This is a genomic window from Chryseobacterium suipulveris (assembly GCF_022811685.1).
Lineage (GTDB): Bacteria > Bacteroidota > Bacteroidia > Flavobacteriales > Weeksellaceae > Kaistella > Kaistella suipulveris.
Window position 1 is genome coordinate 2,381,813 of record NZ_CP094532.1, and the last position, 17,916, is coordinate 2,399,728.

The 17,916-nt window shown below is 34.3% G+C and carries 17 protein-coding genes and 1 pseudogene; 11 read left to right on the forward strand and 7 right to left on the reverse strand.

Features of this window, described 5'->3' with window-relative positions:
- Positions 1 to 129: 129 nt before the first annotated feature.
- The 5 genes from MTP09_RS11160 to MTP09_RS11180 form a co-directional block, all read right to left on the reverse strand.
- Positions 130 to 735 carry a hypothetical protein gene (locus MTP09_RS11160; protein ID WP_185226546.1) on the reverse strand — a complete coding sequence of 202 codons (606 nt, stop codon included), beginning with the start codon at positions 733 to 735 and terminating at the stop codon, positions 130 to 132.
- Positions 725 to 3,925: an HsdM family class I SAM-dependent methyltransferase gene (locus tag MTP09_RS11165; RefSeq protein WP_185226547.1), complete on the reverse strand. Its 3,201-nt coding sequence runs from the start codon at positions 3,923 to 3,925 to the stop codon at positions 725 to 727. The genes MTP09_RS11160 and MTP09_RS11165 overlap by 11 nt, the downstream gene beginning before the upstream one ends.
- A gap of 112 nt (positions 3,926 to 4,037) precedes the next feature.
- A complete protein-coding gene (locus MTP09_RS11170; RefSeq protein ID WP_185226548.1) occupies positions 4,038 to 5,303 on the reverse strand; it encodes a site-specific integrase in 1,266 nt (421 codons plus the stop codon).
- Between the two features lie 15 nt (positions 5,304 to 5,318).
- The gene (locus tag MTP09_RS11175) at positions 5,319 to 6,008 is read right to left on the reverse strand and encodes a hypothetical protein (RefSeq protein WP_185226549.1); all 690 of its coding nucleotides are present in this window, start codon (positions 6,006 to 6,008) and stop codon (positions 5,319 to 5,321) included.
- Positions 6,009 to 6,010: 2 nt separating this feature from the next.
- Positions 6,011 to 6,460: a hypothetical protein gene (locus MTP09_RS11180; protein ID WP_088264813.1), complete on the reverse strand. Its 450-nt coding sequence runs from the start codon at positions 6,458 to 6,460 to the stop codon at positions 6,011 to 6,013.
- A gap of 133 nt (positions 6,461 to 6,593) precedes the next feature.
- Here MTP09_RS11180 and MTP09_RS11185 point away from each other — a divergent pair, with 133 nt between their 5' ends.
- The 10 genes from MTP09_RS11185 (at position 6,594) to MTP09_RS11235 (ending at position 15,262) form a co-directional block, all read left to right on the forward strand.
- Complete coding sequence (locus tag MTP09_RS11185; RefSeq protein ID WP_185284395.1) at positions 6,594 to 6,878, forward strand: DUF3853 family protein; 285 nt, start codon at positions 6,594 to 6,596, stop codon at positions 6,876 to 6,878.
- On the forward strand, positions 6,878 to 7,129 hold the full coding sequence (locus MTP09_RS11190) for a DUF3853 family protein (RefSeq protein ID WP_024564041.1): 252 nt from the start codon (positions 6,878 to 6,880) through the stop codon (positions 7,127 to 7,129). The genes MTP09_RS11185 and MTP09_RS11190 overlap by 1 nt, the downstream gene beginning before the upstream one ends.
- A 2-nt stretch (positions 7,130 to 7,131) precedes the next feature.
- Positions 7,132 to 7,842 carry a ribonuclease H family protein gene (locus MTP09_RS11195; RefSeq protein ID WP_185226163.1) on the forward strand — a complete coding sequence of 237 codons (711 nt, stop codon included), beginning with the start codon at positions 7,132 to 7,134 and terminating at the stop codon, positions 7,840 to 7,842.
- A gap of 51 nt (positions 7,843 to 7,893) precedes the next feature.
- The gene (locus tag MTP09_RS11200) at positions 7,894 to 8,121 is read left to right on the forward strand and encodes a hypothetical protein (protein ID WP_024564043.1); all 228 of its coding nucleotides are present in this window, start codon (positions 7,894 to 7,896) and stop codon (positions 8,119 to 8,121) included.
- A 50-nt stretch (positions 8,122 to 8,171) separates the two neighbouring features.
- A complete protein-coding gene (locus MTP09_RS11205) occupies positions 8,172 to 9,296 on the forward strand; it encodes a hypothetical protein (RefSeq protein WP_024564044.1) in 1,125 nt (374 codons plus the stop codon).
- Positions 9,297 to 9,359: 63 nt separating this feature from the next.
- The gene (locus MTP09_RS11210) at positions 9,360 to 9,596 is read left to right on the forward strand and encodes a hypothetical protein (protein WP_123903502.1); all 237 of its coding nucleotides are present in this window, start codon (positions 9,360 to 9,362) and stop codon (positions 9,594 to 9,596) included.
- A gap of 115 nt (positions 9,597 to 9,711) precedes the next feature.
- On the forward strand, positions 9,712 to 10,551 hold the full coding sequence (locus MTP09_RS11215; protein WP_024564046.1) for a toprim domain-containing protein: 840 nt from the start codon (positions 9,712 to 9,714) through the stop codon (positions 10,549 to 10,551).
- 852 nt (positions 10,552 to 11,403) lie between these two features.
- Positions 11,404 to 12,942, forward strand: a complete 1,539-nt coding sequence (locus MTP09_RS11225; RefSeq protein WP_243548486.1) for an IS1182 family transposase — start codon at positions 11,404 to 11,406, stop codon at positions 12,940 to 12,942.
- A gap of 377 nt (positions 12,943 to 13,319) precedes the next feature.
- A complete protein-coding gene (locus MTP09_RS11230) occupies positions 13,320 to 14,099 on the forward strand; it encodes a tyrosine-type recombinase/integrase (protein ID WP_035572951.1) in 780 nt (259 codons plus the stop codon).
- The gene (locus MTP09_RS11235; protein ID WP_024564049.1) at positions 14,096 to 15,262 is read left to right on the forward strand and encodes an IS91 family transposase; all 1,167 of its coding nucleotides are present in this window, start codon (positions 14,096 to 14,098) and stop codon (positions 15,260 to 15,262) included. Before MTP09_RS11230 ends, MTP09_RS11235 begins: the two co-directional genes overlap by 4 nt.
- Positions 15,263 to 15,512: 250 nt before the next feature.
- On the opposite strand, the gene MTP09_RS11240 is transcribed toward MTP09_RS11235, so the two are convergent.
- Both MTP09_RS11240 and MTP09_RS11245 read right to left on the reverse strand, forming a co-directional pair.
- Complete coding sequence (locus MTP09_RS11240; RefSeq protein WP_024566454.1) at positions 15,513 to 16,067, reverse strand: hypothetical protein; 555 nt, start codon at positions 16,065 to 16,067, stop codon at positions 15,513 to 15,515.
- 132 nt (positions 16,068 to 16,199) lie between these two features.
- Positions 16,200 to 17,339 carry a prolyl oligopeptidase family serine peptidase gene (locus tag MTP09_RS11245; RefSeq protein ID WP_069148669.1) on the reverse strand — a complete coding sequence of 380 codons (1,140 nt, stop codon included), beginning with the start codon at positions 17,337 to 17,339 and terminating at the stop codon, positions 16,200 to 16,202.
- Between the two features lie 341 nt (positions 17,340 to 17,680).
- Between MTP09_RS11245 and MTP09_RS11250 the strand changes: the two are divergent.
- A pseudogene (locus MTP09_RS11250) lies at positions 17,681 to 17,809 on the forward strand (tyrosine-type recombinase/integrase); the annotation flags it as partial.
- Positions 17,810 to 17,916 lie beyond the last annotated feature (107 nt).

Here is a 17,916-nt window from a genome sequence, read left to right on the forward strand (position 1 = left end):
ATCACAATAAAACACAGTAAATAATTAAAAAACAGATTATTAGCGGTTTATGAAATTTTATAACCAATCAAAAACCAATAGATATGTTTAGATAATCCCTGTTTTAGTCCCTGATTTTTTAAGTAGGGACTAATTTTGATTATTTGTAAAGTCAAAAATCAAATGCTTAAGAATTCCAATTTTGGAATGATTGGATTCATAATAGGATTTTATAAGATTGTGAGATTCAAGGTTTAGCACTTCAGAGTTTCTTTTATCTTTTATTAAAAGAGAGTTAATCCCGTTTTTAGTTTCGTCAGCATTACCTTCAAGTAAATACCCTAACATACAACCCATTGGATATTTTTCAGAAAGATACCTTTGCATTCCTTCCTTGATATAAGATCTTTTCAGTTTGGAGTCTTTTTCTTTTAGTCTTTTAGCTTCCATGTAGTAATGAAACCTTTGCTCTTTCCATATTTTAAAGTAAACGAAATCAATTCTCGGTAATTTATCTGCAAAACCTTTTGTCTGATTTTCTGCATTAGAAAACAGCTTATTTTCAGTTTTACAAGTAATGCCTTTATCTATAGAAAATTGACTTTCATTGACATAATAACATAATAATTCTGAAAAATCATTTTCAAGCCAATCGGTTTGATATTTCTTTTCTACAATGGCTAAATTGTATGCATTAACAACTAATTCTATACAATCATCCTCAAAAGCCCTTCTGTAAATCTCACTAAGCTTCATCGTGTACTCCGTTTAAAATTTCAAGAATTAATTCGGAGGCATCTTCAAAAGCCATTGATTGAGACCAAAATCTACGTTGATTAGGACGAATGATATAAATGTCATCCCCTCTTTTGTAATTGAGTTTTTTTCTGAAATATATGTTTTTCGCTTTCTGTTCCCACAAATATTGGTCAAGTCTCATTAATTCATCACCAATGTTTTCATTAGAGATAGAAATTTCTTTTTTAGTTTTCTCGTGGGATATTTTTATCATCATCAAAGGCGATGATTTTAAACCTTTTAGATTGTAAACAGTTGCATTTGCAAATACATTTTGTCCTTCAAGAAATTCATTGAGTTCTGAAGATATTATTTGAGCGTATTCTTCAGGTTGTTTTTCGGTCGCAGGTAAAATTGCTTTTGACTTTTCCTGATTATGAAATAAATCTAAGTTATACAATATTGCATCTGATACTAATACTTTTTCATATTCTTCAAAGTTGAAACCATTAAGAATTGTAGAATCAATATTTTCATTAATGAAATTTTTCAAATCCTGTTCTTCAAAATCATTATTTAAAAAAGATTTTGATTTCATTTTGATTAAAAGTTCTTTTGTAGCCTCTATAATCTTCAATCCTTGTTCATCATTTAACGAAAAAGGAATTGACAAATATTCATTCTTCATTATTTGCTCGCGTTCAATTCCATACGATGAAATTGTCATAAACAAATAATAAGTGCTAAATTTTGAATTGAAAAAACTCAATAACTTATAAAGCTCATCAATTTTACTTTCATTTGTGTAAAAGCCATAAACACCATCTCTAAACGAACATTGATTTTCAATAAATGAAGCACAAACACTATTGTTTTCAAGACCTTTCTTTAAAATAATGTGAGGATTAATATATGCGTCAATATCTCCCAATCTTCTAAAAGCAGTTAATTGTTCAATTTCTGTAATGTTATTTACGTTGTAAAATTCTTTATAAAAATTAATAGCTTTAGATGTTTTTATTGCATTTCTTACAGAATTTAGTTTTTCGTTTGGTGTAAAATATTTATTTACACACTCCGCATCCAAATAATCCAACGATGTAAGTGTTTCGGAATATTTAGGAGTGTCCTTTTTTTGTGTAAGCAATTGAAATCCAACTCCAGATTTAATATTATTGTCAACAATAAAATTCTCGACTGTTTGAAACTTTGAGTTATTCAATTTTTTTATTAAATTCCAATCATTCATTCCTCCCCACATTGCCACTTTCCAGATTTTGGTATCTGGCTTTTGGCATTCTTCTCTTGGAATATATTTAATATCAGTCGAATCTATTGACAATCCTTCAATAACATTAGACCTTACCCAAGTTTTTGGAGCATAGTAAACAATAGTATCATTTCGATTATCAGGCTGATGATTTTTGTAAAATACAATACTTATTGGACCTGTTGCATCTCCGAACAATTGTCCGCCGAAATTCTTTTTAGCTTTACGTAAGATTGAAAAGTTAAAAACTTTTTCTACATAGCATTGATTAAAAAGCCATTCTCTGAAATTCTTGTAAGTTCCTCTTGTATTGGTTAAGACCTTTGTGTTAAATATTAATGCAATTTCACCATGAGGAGCAAAGAAAGTTGCCTTATGTAAAAATGGCAATACCTTTTCTTTTGCAAAATTTTCTTTATTACAATAATTTCTAATCGTATCTAATAAGTTCTTATCGCCAAAAGGAGGATTTCCTACAACAAGCCGAAAGTTCTGCAATTCATCTATTGATGACAAGTCAGAAATAGTATCCCGACAAAAAAGGTTTCGACCTTTCTTCTGCTCATTCTTTTCCTTTGGGTCGTTTACTAAATAAGGTAAACGATAATTTTTATTTTGCCATAGATTTTTAGGGTCTAATTTATCAACCAAAGCCAAATACAAACTAAACGCAGCAACTTTTATTGCTTGTGGATGAATTTCAATTCCAAAAATATTTTCTTTTAATAGCTTAACTAAAGTGTCAAAGTCCGAAAGGTTATCAATGCTATGAGCATTTTCATAACGTTTAACCAATCGTTTGAAGCTCTCAACCAAGAAAATTCCAGAACCGCAACTTGGATCCAATGTTTTCACATTATATTCTGTTTCTCCATTATTTACTGGAAGTTTTTCATTTAAAATAAACTCAACTAATGATGGTGGTGTATAGTAAGTGCCAGAATTTTCTTTTAATGTAGGATCGGTTTCAGCTAAGAAATTTTCATAAATTTCACTTAGTAACTCAATTTGTATTATTTTGAAATTAAAAAGCCTAAATTGCCTCCAATCATCAAAGAACTGTGCGTTATAGTTTTTTTCGTTCCCACGAATGAAACAAGTTTTAATTATTTGAAGCTGTTCTCTTGAAATATTTTCGCCTTGTTCTAATGTAAATACATTACCATTGAAATGATTTTCAAGTCGTTTGAATAAATCATAAGTAGCTGTTACATCGTCTAAAATATCAAAGTATGATTCAGCATCTTTTTTGATTTGACTATAAAAATCCTTTTCAGCAGCACCTCTGTCTTCAAGATATAAAAGGAACAGTGACCGTAGAATAATTCTATGAATGAAATCTATTTCTAACCCTTGACTCCTTAAATATTCAGCCGTATTAACCAAACTGGTTACTAAATATTTATCAACTCTTTTTTGTAAATTTATTTTATCCCGAACAATTTTCGCGTCTTCTAAAGTCCAGATAATTCCTGTATCGATGGCAATTCTAGAAAATAGCTTATTGAGTTCTTGCAACTGTTGTTTGTCGGAATATTGATAGGAATTAATTTCAATTTCTTGTAACTCATTTTTGTAATCAAAATCATCTTTGGTTACTATAAGTGGTTTTTCAGAGCAATTGTAGATACGGATTTCCGTTTCCGAATATACATACAGAAACAATACTTTTTTGTAGTTCCAAATTTTACGTTGTGTTTCAGCAATGTCTTTTAAATATATTTCATCATTGAAATTTGCAACTTTTTTCAGAAAAACAGCAGGAAAACTATTATTGGTTTCTTCGTCTGTATTGAAATAAATTAAATCAACACCAAAATCTTTTTCTTTTACTTCATTTAGGATAACAGCTTCACTATCCGATAGTTTTTCACTATCGGATTGAATAGACTTTGCTCTACCTAAATCAAGAAATTCAAGAATATCAAGTGTTGCCATATTACTACATACAATTAGTACACAATCTTCAAAGATACTTTAAACTTATTAAAAAAAACTTTTCTTTCAAGGAATTTTTGTTCATTCACTTATTAGGCGAGAAAGATTTTCGTTAAAAAGAATCAAACTTCTCCATAGCTGTTGCTTTTATTTCATCAGCAATATCAATATATGGCTTCATTGCCTTATAATCACTATGTCCTGTCCATTTCATAACCACTTGAGGTGGAATTCCCAAAGACAAAGCATTGCAAACAAAGGTTCTCCTACCTGCATGAGTACTCATAAGTGAATATTTTGGTAAAACTTCTTCAATCCTTTCATTACCTTTAAAATAAGTTTGGGTAACTAGTTCATCTATCTCAGCTAATTCAGCTAGTTCTTTTAAATAATCGTTCATTTTTTGATTACTGATTACAGGCAAAGCTTTATTATGCTCAAATTCTACATCGATATATTTGTTTAGAAGTTTTCGGCTATAACTATTCAATTCTATTATCAAATTATCTGCTGTTTTGAGTGTTGTTATCTCTAAGTAACCGTCCTTTACATCAGATCTTTTCAAATTAAACACATCCGAATATCTCAATCCCGTAAAGCATTGAAATAAAAAAACATCTCTTATTTTTTCAAGATAGCTTTTATCCGTAGGTATTTCATATTCAGTAAATCTCTTTAACTCAGACTTGTTCAAAAAAATGATTTTCTTTTGAACATTTTTAATTTTTGGTTTAAACTTTTCAAACTCTCCACTTTTTGTATAACCTTTCTTCATAGCCCATTTCAAAAACCACTTCAATGCAGCAAGCTCTTTTGAAATTGTTGAATTCTTGTGATTCTTCCCTTCTAAATATCGCTGATAATTTGAAAGATATTGCTCATTAAATTTCTCAAACGAAATATCATGGTCAAATTCTTCCAATACTTTTTTCTGCGTTTTCATTTTTTGAAGAGTCCTGAAATTCCATTGACTGTTAATTGATTCTTCATTAACAAACATATCATATATCACAAAAAAATTCTTTTCAGATTTCAGTTCTTCCTTAGGCGTTCTTCCAATCTCAACATTAAACCATTCCCTAAACTGGTCTTGGTTAGGTATCAAATCATCAATTTCATATTTCTGAAAAGTTTTCTCACAAGCGGATTCAAATAACTGTATCTTTCTATTTATAACACTTGCCGAGACTTTTTTGTTTCCATGAGTTGTATTTGCTTTACAGCGTTGTGTTTCTGTGCTCCATTTTTGTACTTCTACCCTATATCCCAAATTGAAAGCCACAATGTTGCCATCCCACTTAATGCGATATCGCAGTTTTGCAGTAGGGTTGTCTTTTTCCCTATCAAGAAGAAATTGAGCGTGATATTTTATATTCATATTAGAAAAAATTGATTATCTACTTTCAATAGAACCCAATTTAAAGTCCCGTATTGACACTCCTTCTGCTTTTATCAAGTCATCTAAGGAGTATTTTAAAGTTTTTATAAGTTGGTTATCGGCATAAATATTTATTGTTTTGGACAATGTTGAAGAAGTTGTTTGTTCTGAACCGCCTTTATGGGTATAGATTTTTAAAGAGAAATATAAAACAGGCTCGCTGGTTTCAATAAATTCAATGGGCTTTAATGAATTTTCTGATAATCCTGCTTCATTTCTATAATTTGTAAACTCTTGGGAAATCTTCATTAACTCATTGAAAGATTTATAATTAAAGCCTCCCGCTTCATCTTTCCAATTATTCTTTCCCATTGTATTTGTAACAACTGAAATTTCCGTAATACTTTTACTAACAATCTGTTCTAAATTTCCATTATTCACTTTTACAATACGAAGCCACATGTTTTGATTGTATTTCTCAAAGTCCCCCGCATTTACTATCTCAATTTTCAACTTTCTTTGAGTTTTTATCAAATCTGCTTTTTCATCTTCTATTTTCTTATTTTCTTTTTCCTGATATTTTGTAAAAACCTTTTGTGCGATTTCTCCATCTCTACTTTTCCAATTATTAAAAGCATTTTTCTTCTGCTGAGCAATCACGATTCCCCCAAATAAAATAGCACTAATTATTAAAATCCTCTTCATAGTTATTTTTTTAAAATTTCAAGAAGTATAGTAACCTGTCTCATGCTGTCCGATAGTTGCTCTTGACTGGTTTTCAATCTTTCTGTTAGTTCTTTTTGTATTTCTTGATAGCCTTTTTGAAGTTCTATCATATTAGAAAACTCGCTATGCGAAATAGTAACATTTCCACTAATATTTCCATTAATGTTGCTGTTTACATTATTTCCTGAGCCATTATTATTAATGTTTTGGTTGTTTGTTTTTAGCATTTCACCAGATTCCGAAATAAACCACTCCGGATTCAAATCGGGATAAGTGTATAGTATTTTTTCAATAGTATCTGAGTTGAGTCCCGAGTTGTTTTTTATAGCTCTGCCAATTAAACCAACAGACAAACCAGCTTCAACAGTGATTTTATTGGGGTTTAACCCTTTGTAGGTCATGTAATTTTGCAATCTTTCAGTTATAGTCATCTTTAAAATTTTTTTGTTTTTGAGATTAAAATATAGATATATTTCAATATTTATTCTATATTTGCAATACAAATATAGTTAAATATATACAAATAAGTATTTTTTTAGAATAAATTACAATAAAAATTTCAAAATGGAAGATTATAATAGACCAATTTGGCAATTGACCATAGGAGAATTTGTGGAAATTTTAGATGCCAGAAAACAAGAATCATCAGAACCCCCCCCACAAGAAAAGGTATTTAATGAAAAGTATGTTTACGGTCTTTCTGGATTAGCAAGAATATTGGGATGCTCTAAAAATCATGCAGGAAAATTGAAAAGTAAGGGAATTTTTGATGAAGCCATCATTCAAAATGGGAGAAAAATTATCATTGATTCGGAAAAAGCATTAGAACTTTTTAAAGATAACAGCTGATGGAAAACATAACCCCACAAACACCTCTTTGCAATCTGACCGTAAAAGAATTTTTAGAGATATCTAAAAATTTAAATTCTGAAAATATGTATGAATACGGTTTAAAAGGTTTGGCAAAAATTCTGGGCTGTTCCATTTCAAAAGCATCCAAGATTAAATCTTCAGGAATTTTGGATGAAGCCATCATTCAGAAAGGAAACATCATCATCATCGACAAGAAAAAGGCTATAGAACTTTTTGCAAGCAGTTAGAAATGTATTACTTGGAACTTATCGACCGATTTTGGGACTTCAATCAGAAGGCAAGACTTGGCTCTTCGGCAATTTCGCTCTATCTGTACCTTTTGAAATTAGGAAAGGACAACGATAGTTATAAGGTCGTTATTTCCGATGTTGCACTCGGTAATGCATTGGGAATAACTAGAAAAACCGTAAAACCGACCAAAGATAAACTTCGCGAGTTGGGTCTTGTTGAATTTGAGTCCAAAAGTGGATTTCCTTGTAATTACAGAATTCTGTTAAATTACTTATCTGATATTCCCATACTGGAGAAAATAGAGAAGGAAAAAATCGAAAAAGTACCAAGTTTGGAGATTGTTGAAAAACATGAAACTTTAAAGAGAAGCGATTCGTCCAAGGAAGTTGTTCCCAAAATCAGTAAATCTAGTGATAAAGTTTCCATTACTGATACTTCCAAAAGCAGCAAGTCAAAAATTATTCCCGAATTGGAAGAATTTATTCAGTTTGCAACAACTTTAGAGGATTATCAGCCTCTTTTGGACTCTGTAATTGAAGAAAAATATCATTCGTGGTTAGAAAACGACTGGCGGAATAGTTCTGGAAGACCCATTTCCAACTGGAAATCCTCATTAAAAAGTATCCTGCCCTATTTGAAGAATAGTCAAAATGATGATACAGTTTCCGTCGATTCCATTCCAAATATCAAACGACCGAAAACATCATGAAATCAATAAAAAGTCGATTTCATTTCTAACAAATCGTAAAAACTTAAAACAATGAAAATATCTGACTTAAAACCTGGTCAAAAAGTAACCATCAATAAAATATCTTACGAATATCTGGGTATCCAGAAAGTGAGGATCCCCAATATAGGAGAAGCCGAAAAAAGGGTGTTCAAAGCAACTGGTGTTGATTCCTACAAACACTACAATCTCATTGATGGAGACAAAACACTGAAAAGTGAGAAAATAAAACTAGTAAAGAAAACTGTTCGAACCAAATAATTACCATCTGAAATCAGGAAATAAGAAATCAGGAACATTAAGAATAGAAAATGTCTTTATCTGAAAAAGATTTGCGCCATGTCCGAAAGAAGTTTGAGGACAAGGGAGAAAAAGTTCCCGACAAGATTCGGCTGGGAAATCATTTCGTGGACGACTTTATTTTTGATGACCAACAAGCGGCGGACATCCCAATCAATGCGCTTCGAGTCATTTTCAATATCGTTGCAATTATCGGCAATGAACAGTTTCGTCCCGAAGACCGTCCGAAGCAACTTTCCCTATTTGATGAAGAATTTGAAACAGAAAATAACATTTTCGCCTCCATCAAAATCCGGAACAGTAAAATTTCTCCGAGTGGTTCCACAAAGCAGGTTGTGGATGCCTATGAGTTTCTCGCCAAATTTAAGATGGGATGGTACAAATCGCTTAATTCAAAAGGGAAAGAAATCAAAACATTTGGCGGACTTATTTCTACGCCAACCTATGACCAAAGAGGTTTTACCACATTTCTAATTAGCAGTTACTGGCTGAAAAAATTATTGGTTATTCCCGAATATAATTATGTACTCTATCATCTGGTGTATAATATCAGAAACAACAAACACATTATTTTCTCCATCTGGCTTTCAAAAATTCCCGAATCGGGAACAATGCTGAAGCTGGGTAATTTCAATAAAAAGTTTGGGTTAAATTATAAAAATACCAAAGATTTCTGCTTCAAATTTCTAAAGCCCATCAAAATCAATCTCGACAGATACAATAGTTTTTCTTTCCAATACAGGTATGAAAAGGATTCCATATTTATTGTTCCTATCTTAACCAAAGGATTTTCTCATCCATTTGAAGAAGCAAAAAAACTTATAGAATCAAACCAAGAGAATTTTAACCAAAGTCATAAAATTAACCGAAGATTGCTCTATTTCAAAAAACGATATAGATTAGACGAAGCCGAAACAGTCCAGTTTTTCCATCAATACGAAAATATACCGCAGACAAGGGAACTGATTGAAAGAGCCTTCAAGGAATTTATTAGGAACTGCAGAATGAGAAAGATAGCATCGACCGACTTTAAAGGTCAAAAATTTCTTATTGAAATTCAGGCACACATAAAGCATTTGTATAGAAATACAAAAATGGGAGAAATATTCCCTAATGGCTATCCGATGATTGTCTGATTTCGGAATTGCACTCACCACCAATTCGGAATTGCACTCACTAAAGTTAAAGAAATGTTAAAAATGAACAAAATAACAGCATCGAATTCGGAATTGCACTCACCCGAAGATTTAGAAAACACAAAAATTGTGGATAACCTAGCTGTTTTGTGGATAACTACGGTTATCAGAATAAATGGAAAAATCGATTCGGAATTGCACTCACCCCAAAACAGGCTTTATTTCGGAATTGCACTCACCCAAATTTCGGAATTGAACTCACTAGTTTTCGGAATTGAACTCACCGAAAAACACCATTAAATCCTTTGTGGCAAAAGAAGAATGCCGTTTGCTAAAAGTAATATAAAAATAAATTAAAAGTCTTTTTTATTTAAAAGGGAAATGTGGATAAGTAATTTGCATTAAAAGAAAAAAAATGAATTGCGAAAAAGTCAAGCAAAACGTCGGAATTCGGGCGGTTTTGGAGTCGTTCGGGCTGTTTCCGGTCAAAGAAAATCCGAAAACTGCGTTTTATTTTGCGTTGGACCGGGAGGAAAAAATTCCAAGTCTGGCGGTCGATTTTGTCAAAAACAAGGCGTTCGATTTTGGAAATGGAAAAAGTTACGATGTGATTTCAATTGTCCAACAGATAAAGAAATGTTCCGTTTCAGAAGCATTGAAATGCCTTTCAACATTGGATTTTAGAGTTCAAAATGAAATAAAATATCACGAAACTACTGGTCAAACATGCAATCAGATTTTAGAAATCAAAGAAATCCAGCATCCTGCATTAATTCAGTATCTGAAGTCCCGAAGAGTTTTTGAGCAAAAGCATAGGGTTAAGGAAATTCACTACGAATTGAAAGGAAGAAAATATTTCGGAATTGGATTTCAGAATAAGTCCGGAGGTTTTGAGATTCGCAATCCACAGTCAAAAATATGTTTGGGAAAAAAGGATGTGACGTTGATTGTTAATGATAACAATCTCAAGAACGAGATTCTCATATTTGAGGGCTTTTTCGATTATCTGACCTACCGAAATTTAGACAAATCAGATAATTCAAACTGTGATTACTTGACTTTAAATTCAACTGCAATGTTTTTCAAGGTGGAAGAAAAACTGAAACAATATGAGAAAATTTCACTTTTTCTAGACAATGATAAGAATGGGAAATCGGTTAAATTAAAAATTAAAAGTCAATACAAAAATGTAGAGGATTGCTCTTTAATTTATCATAATTTTAAGGACTTGAACGAGTGGTTTTGTAATATTTGATCAGTTTAAATCATTGGAGAAACCATTTTCCAATGAATTTCCTTTAGTTTTCCATTAACAACCACGTCCATTGATTAAGTTTCCCAACTGCGGTTGGGCTTTTACGTTTGCAAATGTAGGACGGCACCACCCACACAAAAAAATCTTTTTGGGTTTCTAAAAAAATTCTTTCCACAAGCTCCAACAATTTTTCCAGACACTCCTAAATCCTTCGGACAAAAAGATTTCAAGCCCGATTCGGAATTTTCTGCCTTTATCCAGCGGAACCGAATCGGGTTTTGTATGGATGGTGCCGTCCTATGTTCATGGGCAAAGAAAAAGCCGGAACCTCAGTTGTACGAATCAAATCAACCATAGACGTTCTTTGAAATCAACGGAAAAACAATAAAAATCCAGCAAAAAATACTGTTTTCTAACTTAATATAAAAAAAGAAAAATGCCGAGTGTCCTCGATACCAAATCAATTCACTCCCAACATTTGACCTTTGACAAAACAAAAATTAACAAAATATTAACATTTTAAAATTTAAGATTATGAACACAATCGTAGGTAGAATTACCAAAAATGCAGAAATCAACACCTTGAAAAACGATAAACAGGTCGTAAACTTTTCGGTAGCACCCAATGACTAAATTACTAAAAAAAGTGGAATTGAAAAGCATATGCGGCTAAATATTTAGGCTTTTCAATTCAAGACTTCATCCCGCATTTTGCCAATACAATGTGCTTGTTGCACAACTCCTTTTCCAAAGTTAAACTATTTTTTGATGGTGAAGGTTTTTTGTTAAAAAAAATAACACAAAATATTGTTATCCAGTTGGTTATGTTACTTGTTTGTCGTAAATTAGCATATGCAAGGACGAAAAGATTTTACCCCGAAACTGTTTTATGAGCTGAGCTTAGACCGTTTGGTTCCCGCAGATAACCTTTATCGCAAAGTAAACCAAGAATTGGATTTGCATTTCTTGTATCAATCTACCCAAAAATATTATGGCACAGAAGGCCAGCAGAGCATTGATCCAGTGGTTTTCTTCAAGATACTTTTAGTAGGCTATCTCAACAACATTAACAGCGATCGGGCTTTACTGCGCTACTGCAGCAACAGTCTGGATGTGCGTCTTTTTCTGGGCTATGACCTGGACGAGGATCTTCCATGGCATTCTACCCTGAGCCGTACGAGGCAGCTCTTTGGCGAGGAACTTTTTCTGGAGCTCTTCCGAAAAGTGCTTTCGCTGTGTGTGCAGAAAGGTATGGTTCGGGGCAAACGCATAGCCGTAGACTCCGCCTTCATCAAAGCCAATGCAAGCATGGATTCCTTGGTGGAGAAAGAAGTTTTAGAAGACGCTTCCGCCTTCGTGGATGAGTTGGAGGAGAACAGTGAATACAAGGTGACCACTGCGCGAAAAAAGCTGGTGGATCGTCACCATAACTGGAAACGTGAAGCCTATAAAGATATGCCCGGCAATACGAAAACTGAACGCAAAGATGAAGATGGGAATGAAATACGCCCTAAGTTTTTGAGCAATCACACGCATTACAGCCCCACAGATCCCGATGCGAAAATCTCTGTAAAACCCGGAAAAGCACGCCAGCTGAATTATTCCGGACAGCTGGCTGTAGATGATGCGCACCATCTCATTACCGGCGCGTGCGCCAGCACAGCGGGGAGTAAAGATTCTGCGATTTTACCCGATATTATGAATCAGACACTCGAAAATCTGTCTCTAAACCAAATACAGATTGATGAAGTCCTGGCCGATGCCGGATACAGCAGCGGCGAGGCCTTAAAGTACTGCAAAGAGAAAGGAATCAACGCCTATGTGCCCAACTTCGGACAGTATAAACCCGAACGCGAAGGATTTTATTACAACAAATCCGAAAACCGTTACGAATGCCAAAAGCCCGGCGGAAACCATGCCGTATTGCTCTTCAAAGGCACCAAAACCGACAGCAAAGGCTACTCGAAGAACATTTACCGAAGTTCAGAAAAGGACTGCGGCAAATGTCCCTTACGGGCGGAATGCTGCGGAAAGGTCACGAAGTTCAAGAAACTGGATGACAGCATCTACAAACCACTGTACGATGAAATGCACGAAAAACTCAACCGAAATCCCAATTACACGCGGTTCTTAACCAAACGCCGAAGCTCGCGCGTAGAGCCGGTGCTGGGAACCCTCATCAACCATCATAACATGAAAAGAGTGAATACCCGAGGAATAAAAAATGCCAACAAACACGTTCTGATGGCTGCCCTCACCTACAATCTGAAGAAATACCTGAAGTTCTTCACCCGAAAAGTGCACCGCAATGCCCAAATCATGAACCTTCCGAAGGGGAAGTTTTGGTTTTGGCAGAACCTCATTCCCAACGCTTCAATAACCTCCATCTAAGCCACCCTAAAATCCAAAAAACTCTCACCGCTAAAAACAACAACCTCTCTTAAATCGCCTTAAAAGAGGTTGGTTTTTATAGACTTTTCACAACTTAAGGCAGAAAGATCTGGGTTGTGCAACGGTTACCAATGTTGAACTAAACCTTCGGTAGCTTTCTCAGCGCTATATTTAGTTACTTTGTAAAACTAATTAAAAATCAGTAAAATGGCAACAAAAAAAAGAGTGTAGAAGAGCTTAGAGAAAACAAGATCATCAATCAGGCAAAGCGCGAAGTTCCGGGATTTGCGGAGCTTTTGCATAGGTTTGAACGTACGGTTTCTGTATTGGGAAGAAGCCAAAGTACCTTTCAAAATTACTCCAGACACGTCGCTGCGGTGTCGCTACATTTCGGAAAAATTCCTACAGAATTGGATCCCGAGCAAATTCACGATTACCTTTTTTACCTTCAGAAAAAATCAAAATCACCTTCACAGTCGTATTTTAAACACACCGTTTACGGACTTCGATTTCTGCTTAAATCGGAAGGTTTGAGCTATGATTATTTGAGTCTTCCGGAAATTAAAAGAGAGAAAAAACTGCCTGTAGTGCTTAGTAAACAGGAGGTTTGGCAGATGTTGTCCGGCTGTAAACTTTTAAAACATAAAATTTTGATCGGCATTCTTTACGGCTGCGGATTGCGCTGTATGGAAGTTCGAAATCTCCGTTTGTGCGACTTAGATTTTGGTCGAAAACAACTCAAAGTGGTTCAGGGAAAAGGCAAAAAAGACCGCTATTTACCACTTTCCGAACATCTGATTCGTGGGCTCAAAAAGTATATCGAAGCGGAAAAACCGGAAGATTATCTCTTTGGAGAACCTCGTGGAGGGCGTGCTGGTGGCGATTTCGATTCCCGTTACTCCCAGCGCGGCGTTCAGTGGGCGGTAAAGCAGGCATCAAAAACGGCAAATATCCTGAAAGAAGTGAGTGTCCATACGCTTCGGCACAGTTTTGCGACGCATCTTCTGGAAGATGGGATGGATATTTTGAGCATCAAAAATCTTCTCGGTCACGAAAGTATCGATACCACGCTGGTTTATCTTCAAATTGCCCAGCTTTCAACCCAAAAACTCTTTTCACCGCTCGATACCCTTTTTTCAGAATTTGGGAAAAAATGAGCGGTTTAAAAACCTCAAAAAAACAGTCAGTTCAACCTCAATCTCAACCTCAATACGAAGTCGCCGATGTTTTAAACAAATTAGGTTCAAAATTGGAAGATTTAGGACTTAATTCTTGGCAATTACGAACACTTTCAGCGTTGAAAAAATGCCGTACCTCTGCTTTGGGTGGTCATATTGACGCTTGTGATGAATGTGGAAATGTAAGCATCAGTTACAACTCCTGCCGAAACCGTCATTGCCCAAAATGTCAGAGCAAAAACCGAGAGCAATGGATTGAAAATCGGGAAACCGAACTGCTTCCGGTACCTTATTTCCACGTGGTTTTTACGCTTCCTGATGTATTGAACAAAACCGCGCTTCACGAGCCCAAAATGTTGTACGATTTTTTATTTGAATCTGCCTGGGAAACGCTTCAAACGTTTGGTGAAAATCGAGGTTTAAAAATGGGAATGATTGCTGTTTTGCACACTTGGGGGCAGAATCTGAGCCTTCATCCGCATTTGCACTGCATTGTTCCGGGCGGTGGAGTGGATGAAAGCGGAGCTTGGAAAAATCTACGTTCAGACGGCAAATTTTTGTTTCCGGTAAAGGCTTTGAGTAAAGTTTTCAGGGCTAAATTTTGTGAGAAATTAAAAGATAAAAACTTTGAAGAGTATACCAAAATCAGGCAAAATCTGTGGGAAAAGTCTTGGGTTGTTTACGCCAAAAAGCCTTTTGGAAGCCCAAAATCTGTGGTAGAATATTTGGGCAGATACACGCATAAAATCGCCATCAGCAACCAGAGAATCAGGAAAATTGACGCGGAAACGGTAACTTTTTCTTACAAAGATTACCGCCAAAAAGGCATCAAAAAGCAGATGGTTTTGAGCCATGAAGAGTTTATCCGCCGTTTTGTGATGCATATTTTACCGAAAAGATTTGTAAAAATCCGTCATTATGGTTTTTTGAGCAGCACCTGGAAGCGTATCAAACTTAAAAATCTACAACAAAATTTAGGCATCCAGCCCAAAGAAAAGCTTCCGCCAAAAGCTTTTCAGCCGAAATGTACGTGTTGTAAAGATGGAAATCTTGTGACGATTGCCACGTTCGATCTACGAGGTCCGCCAAGTTGGTTTTTGGAGATGAGCCGAAATTTACCTGCTCCTAAATCTGCATTTTAGCGGATTTGGGTAAGGGAAATGTTAACCTAACGTGAAGGAAAGCACGATAAAACCAAGAAAAACTCGCCAAAATCACCCACAAAAAAAGAGACTCTTCTCAAAGTCTCTTGTATCTCTAAAAATCTTTTGTCGATAAACCCATAGTGTGGGAAAATACCCAACCAAAAGCTGCCGAAGGTTCCGTTCAACAGGGTTTTCATTGTTCGTGCTGCGCACGCAACGAAAACTTAGCTATTATCTGCCGTATTTTTCATTTCTTTTTAATACATACTTGTGAAATTCCTGTCCAGTAGCAAGTTCCAGAACCAAGTTTTTTGAACTGTTGCGAATGTAATTTTTTAAGATTTAATTGTTTGTCAATAATTGTGGCTAAAAATTGAGCCTTTCTTCGACATTCATTTGGTTCAATTGTTTTTGATTCACTTTCTGGATAGACTTCATCAAAACCCTTGTTAAGAATGATTTTATTTTCTGTCACTGTAAAATTTAGTATATCGCCATCTAGATAAAAGTCACCACAATTAATTTTGTCATCCTCATTTTTCAATTGTAATATTCCATTATTCTTAAGGTCATTTATAATTATTTTCGCAATATTCTTATTTATTCTCTTTGTTTTGGTTATGTCCCTTTTACTTTTTTGTTTATGAAATTTTGAATTGATAGTTCCAGAAAATTTTTTATTATTTTTTTCTCTTAATATTACATTTTGCTCTCTTCCACAAAATGATATTTCATAAATCCTATTTTGTGAACTTACAGTGTTAAATAAAAATATCAGAATTACTACAGCGAATCTCTTCATAATATGGCAGATAACGGTTACGTATTGGCGATGGTGCGGCTTTAACGCGGACTTTTTCTTATTATAAAATAATCTGCGGAATATCAAAAATAATTAAAATTGCGATTCCTCCGCGCTATTGCCAATACGATGTTATCTGGCGTTTTTATTTTCAATTAATTCTTTCAGCAAGTTTTCTAGAACTTCATTTCCGTTTTGTTGATAGATAATTCCGTGGTCACCATTTGCTATAGATTCAAAATGCCAATTCCTTGACTTGTTTGTGTTATATATTTTTTCTACATCATCAAACTTAAAAACAGAATCATCTTTTGTATGGATTTCATAAAAAGGTTTATCGAAATTGAAATTAATATTTCCAATCTCTAATTTAGGATTAGCAGAAATCGCATAAAAACCTGTAAAAATACTTGGTCTTTGAGAAGCAAACCAAAAAGTTGCTGTGCCACCATTTGACATTCCTCCCAAATAAATATTTTTTTTATCTATATTATAAGTAGATTTAACTTGAGTCAGAATTTTATAGATGTTCTGAAAAGCCTTTTTTTGATTCATCCAGCCAAAATCTTTCTTACCAAATGGATAAATAATTATGGAATTAAAATGGTCTGCAACTTTAAAAATTGGTTCTTGCGTTATTTCAGGTTTATCAAAATTGAAATTTTCTGTCGAATTAATTCCTCCGTGTAGATATATTATCGCTTTTGTAGGTTTATTAGCGTTGTAATTTTTGGGAACAAAGACTAAATATGGAACATTGATATTTTCCGCGCTTGAATAATATAATGCAAAGCCAGAATTGGCGGTATTAAATTTTGATCTTTTTTTTTGAATAGCATTCTTTGTTATAGTGGAAACCCATTTTTTAGATTTTGCTTCTTCAATTAATTTTTTATCTGCAAATTTATTTTGCATAGTGTTGATAATTGAAGCCCATTTTTCTGTGCTTTTTAATTCCTTGAAATTTTTATCTTTTTTAATAAAATCTATTTCTCCATCTTTTAATCCTAAACCTTTTTCAGCAGCAACATTAAGCCAGTTTAAAGCATCTTCGTCTTTTTTACAATTGACAGCAGAAAGAGAAGCATAGTAATAGTCGTATATGGTACCTTGATTACTATCTATTAATAGAGGTTTAAATATTTCATAAGCGTTACAAAAATCTTTTTTGCTTACAAATTCTTCTGCTTTCGCTATTTGTTGTTCATAATTTTGAGCAAAAGAGAAACTAATAAGTAAAGTTGCTAAAATTGTAAAAATTGTTCTTTTCATACTTTTTTTTAAAATGACAGATAACGTGCCGCGTATTGGCGATGGGCGGGATTTTTAGCGCAAAAGTTCAAACGAAGGACGAATGTTGAACCTTGCACAAATGTCCAATCGAAGCCGTTCAGCCCGCCTATTGCCAATACGATGTTGAACTAAACCTCCGGTAGCTTTCCCATTCACCGTTTTAGTAATTTTGTTTTTATTAAACCCTAAAAAACATATAAAATGGCTACAAAAAAAAATCTCCGGAGGAGTTAAGGACTAACAAGTTTCTCAATCGTGCCTCTAGCGAAGTTAACGGTTTTGCCGAACTCCTGCAACGCTTTGAAAGAAATATTTCCATTCTGGGCAGAAGCAAACGAACCTTTGATAATTATTCCAGGCATGTTGCCGCCTTAGCGCTTCATTTCGGTAAAATCCCTACCGAATTAGACCCGGAAGACATCAAAGATTATCTCTTTGAACTTCAAAAGCGATCAAAAACCCCTTCTCAGTCGTACTTTAAACATACTGTTTACGGGCTGCGTTTCCTGCTGAAAACCGAAGGCCTACCTTACAGCTACCTCCATCTTCCCGCCAT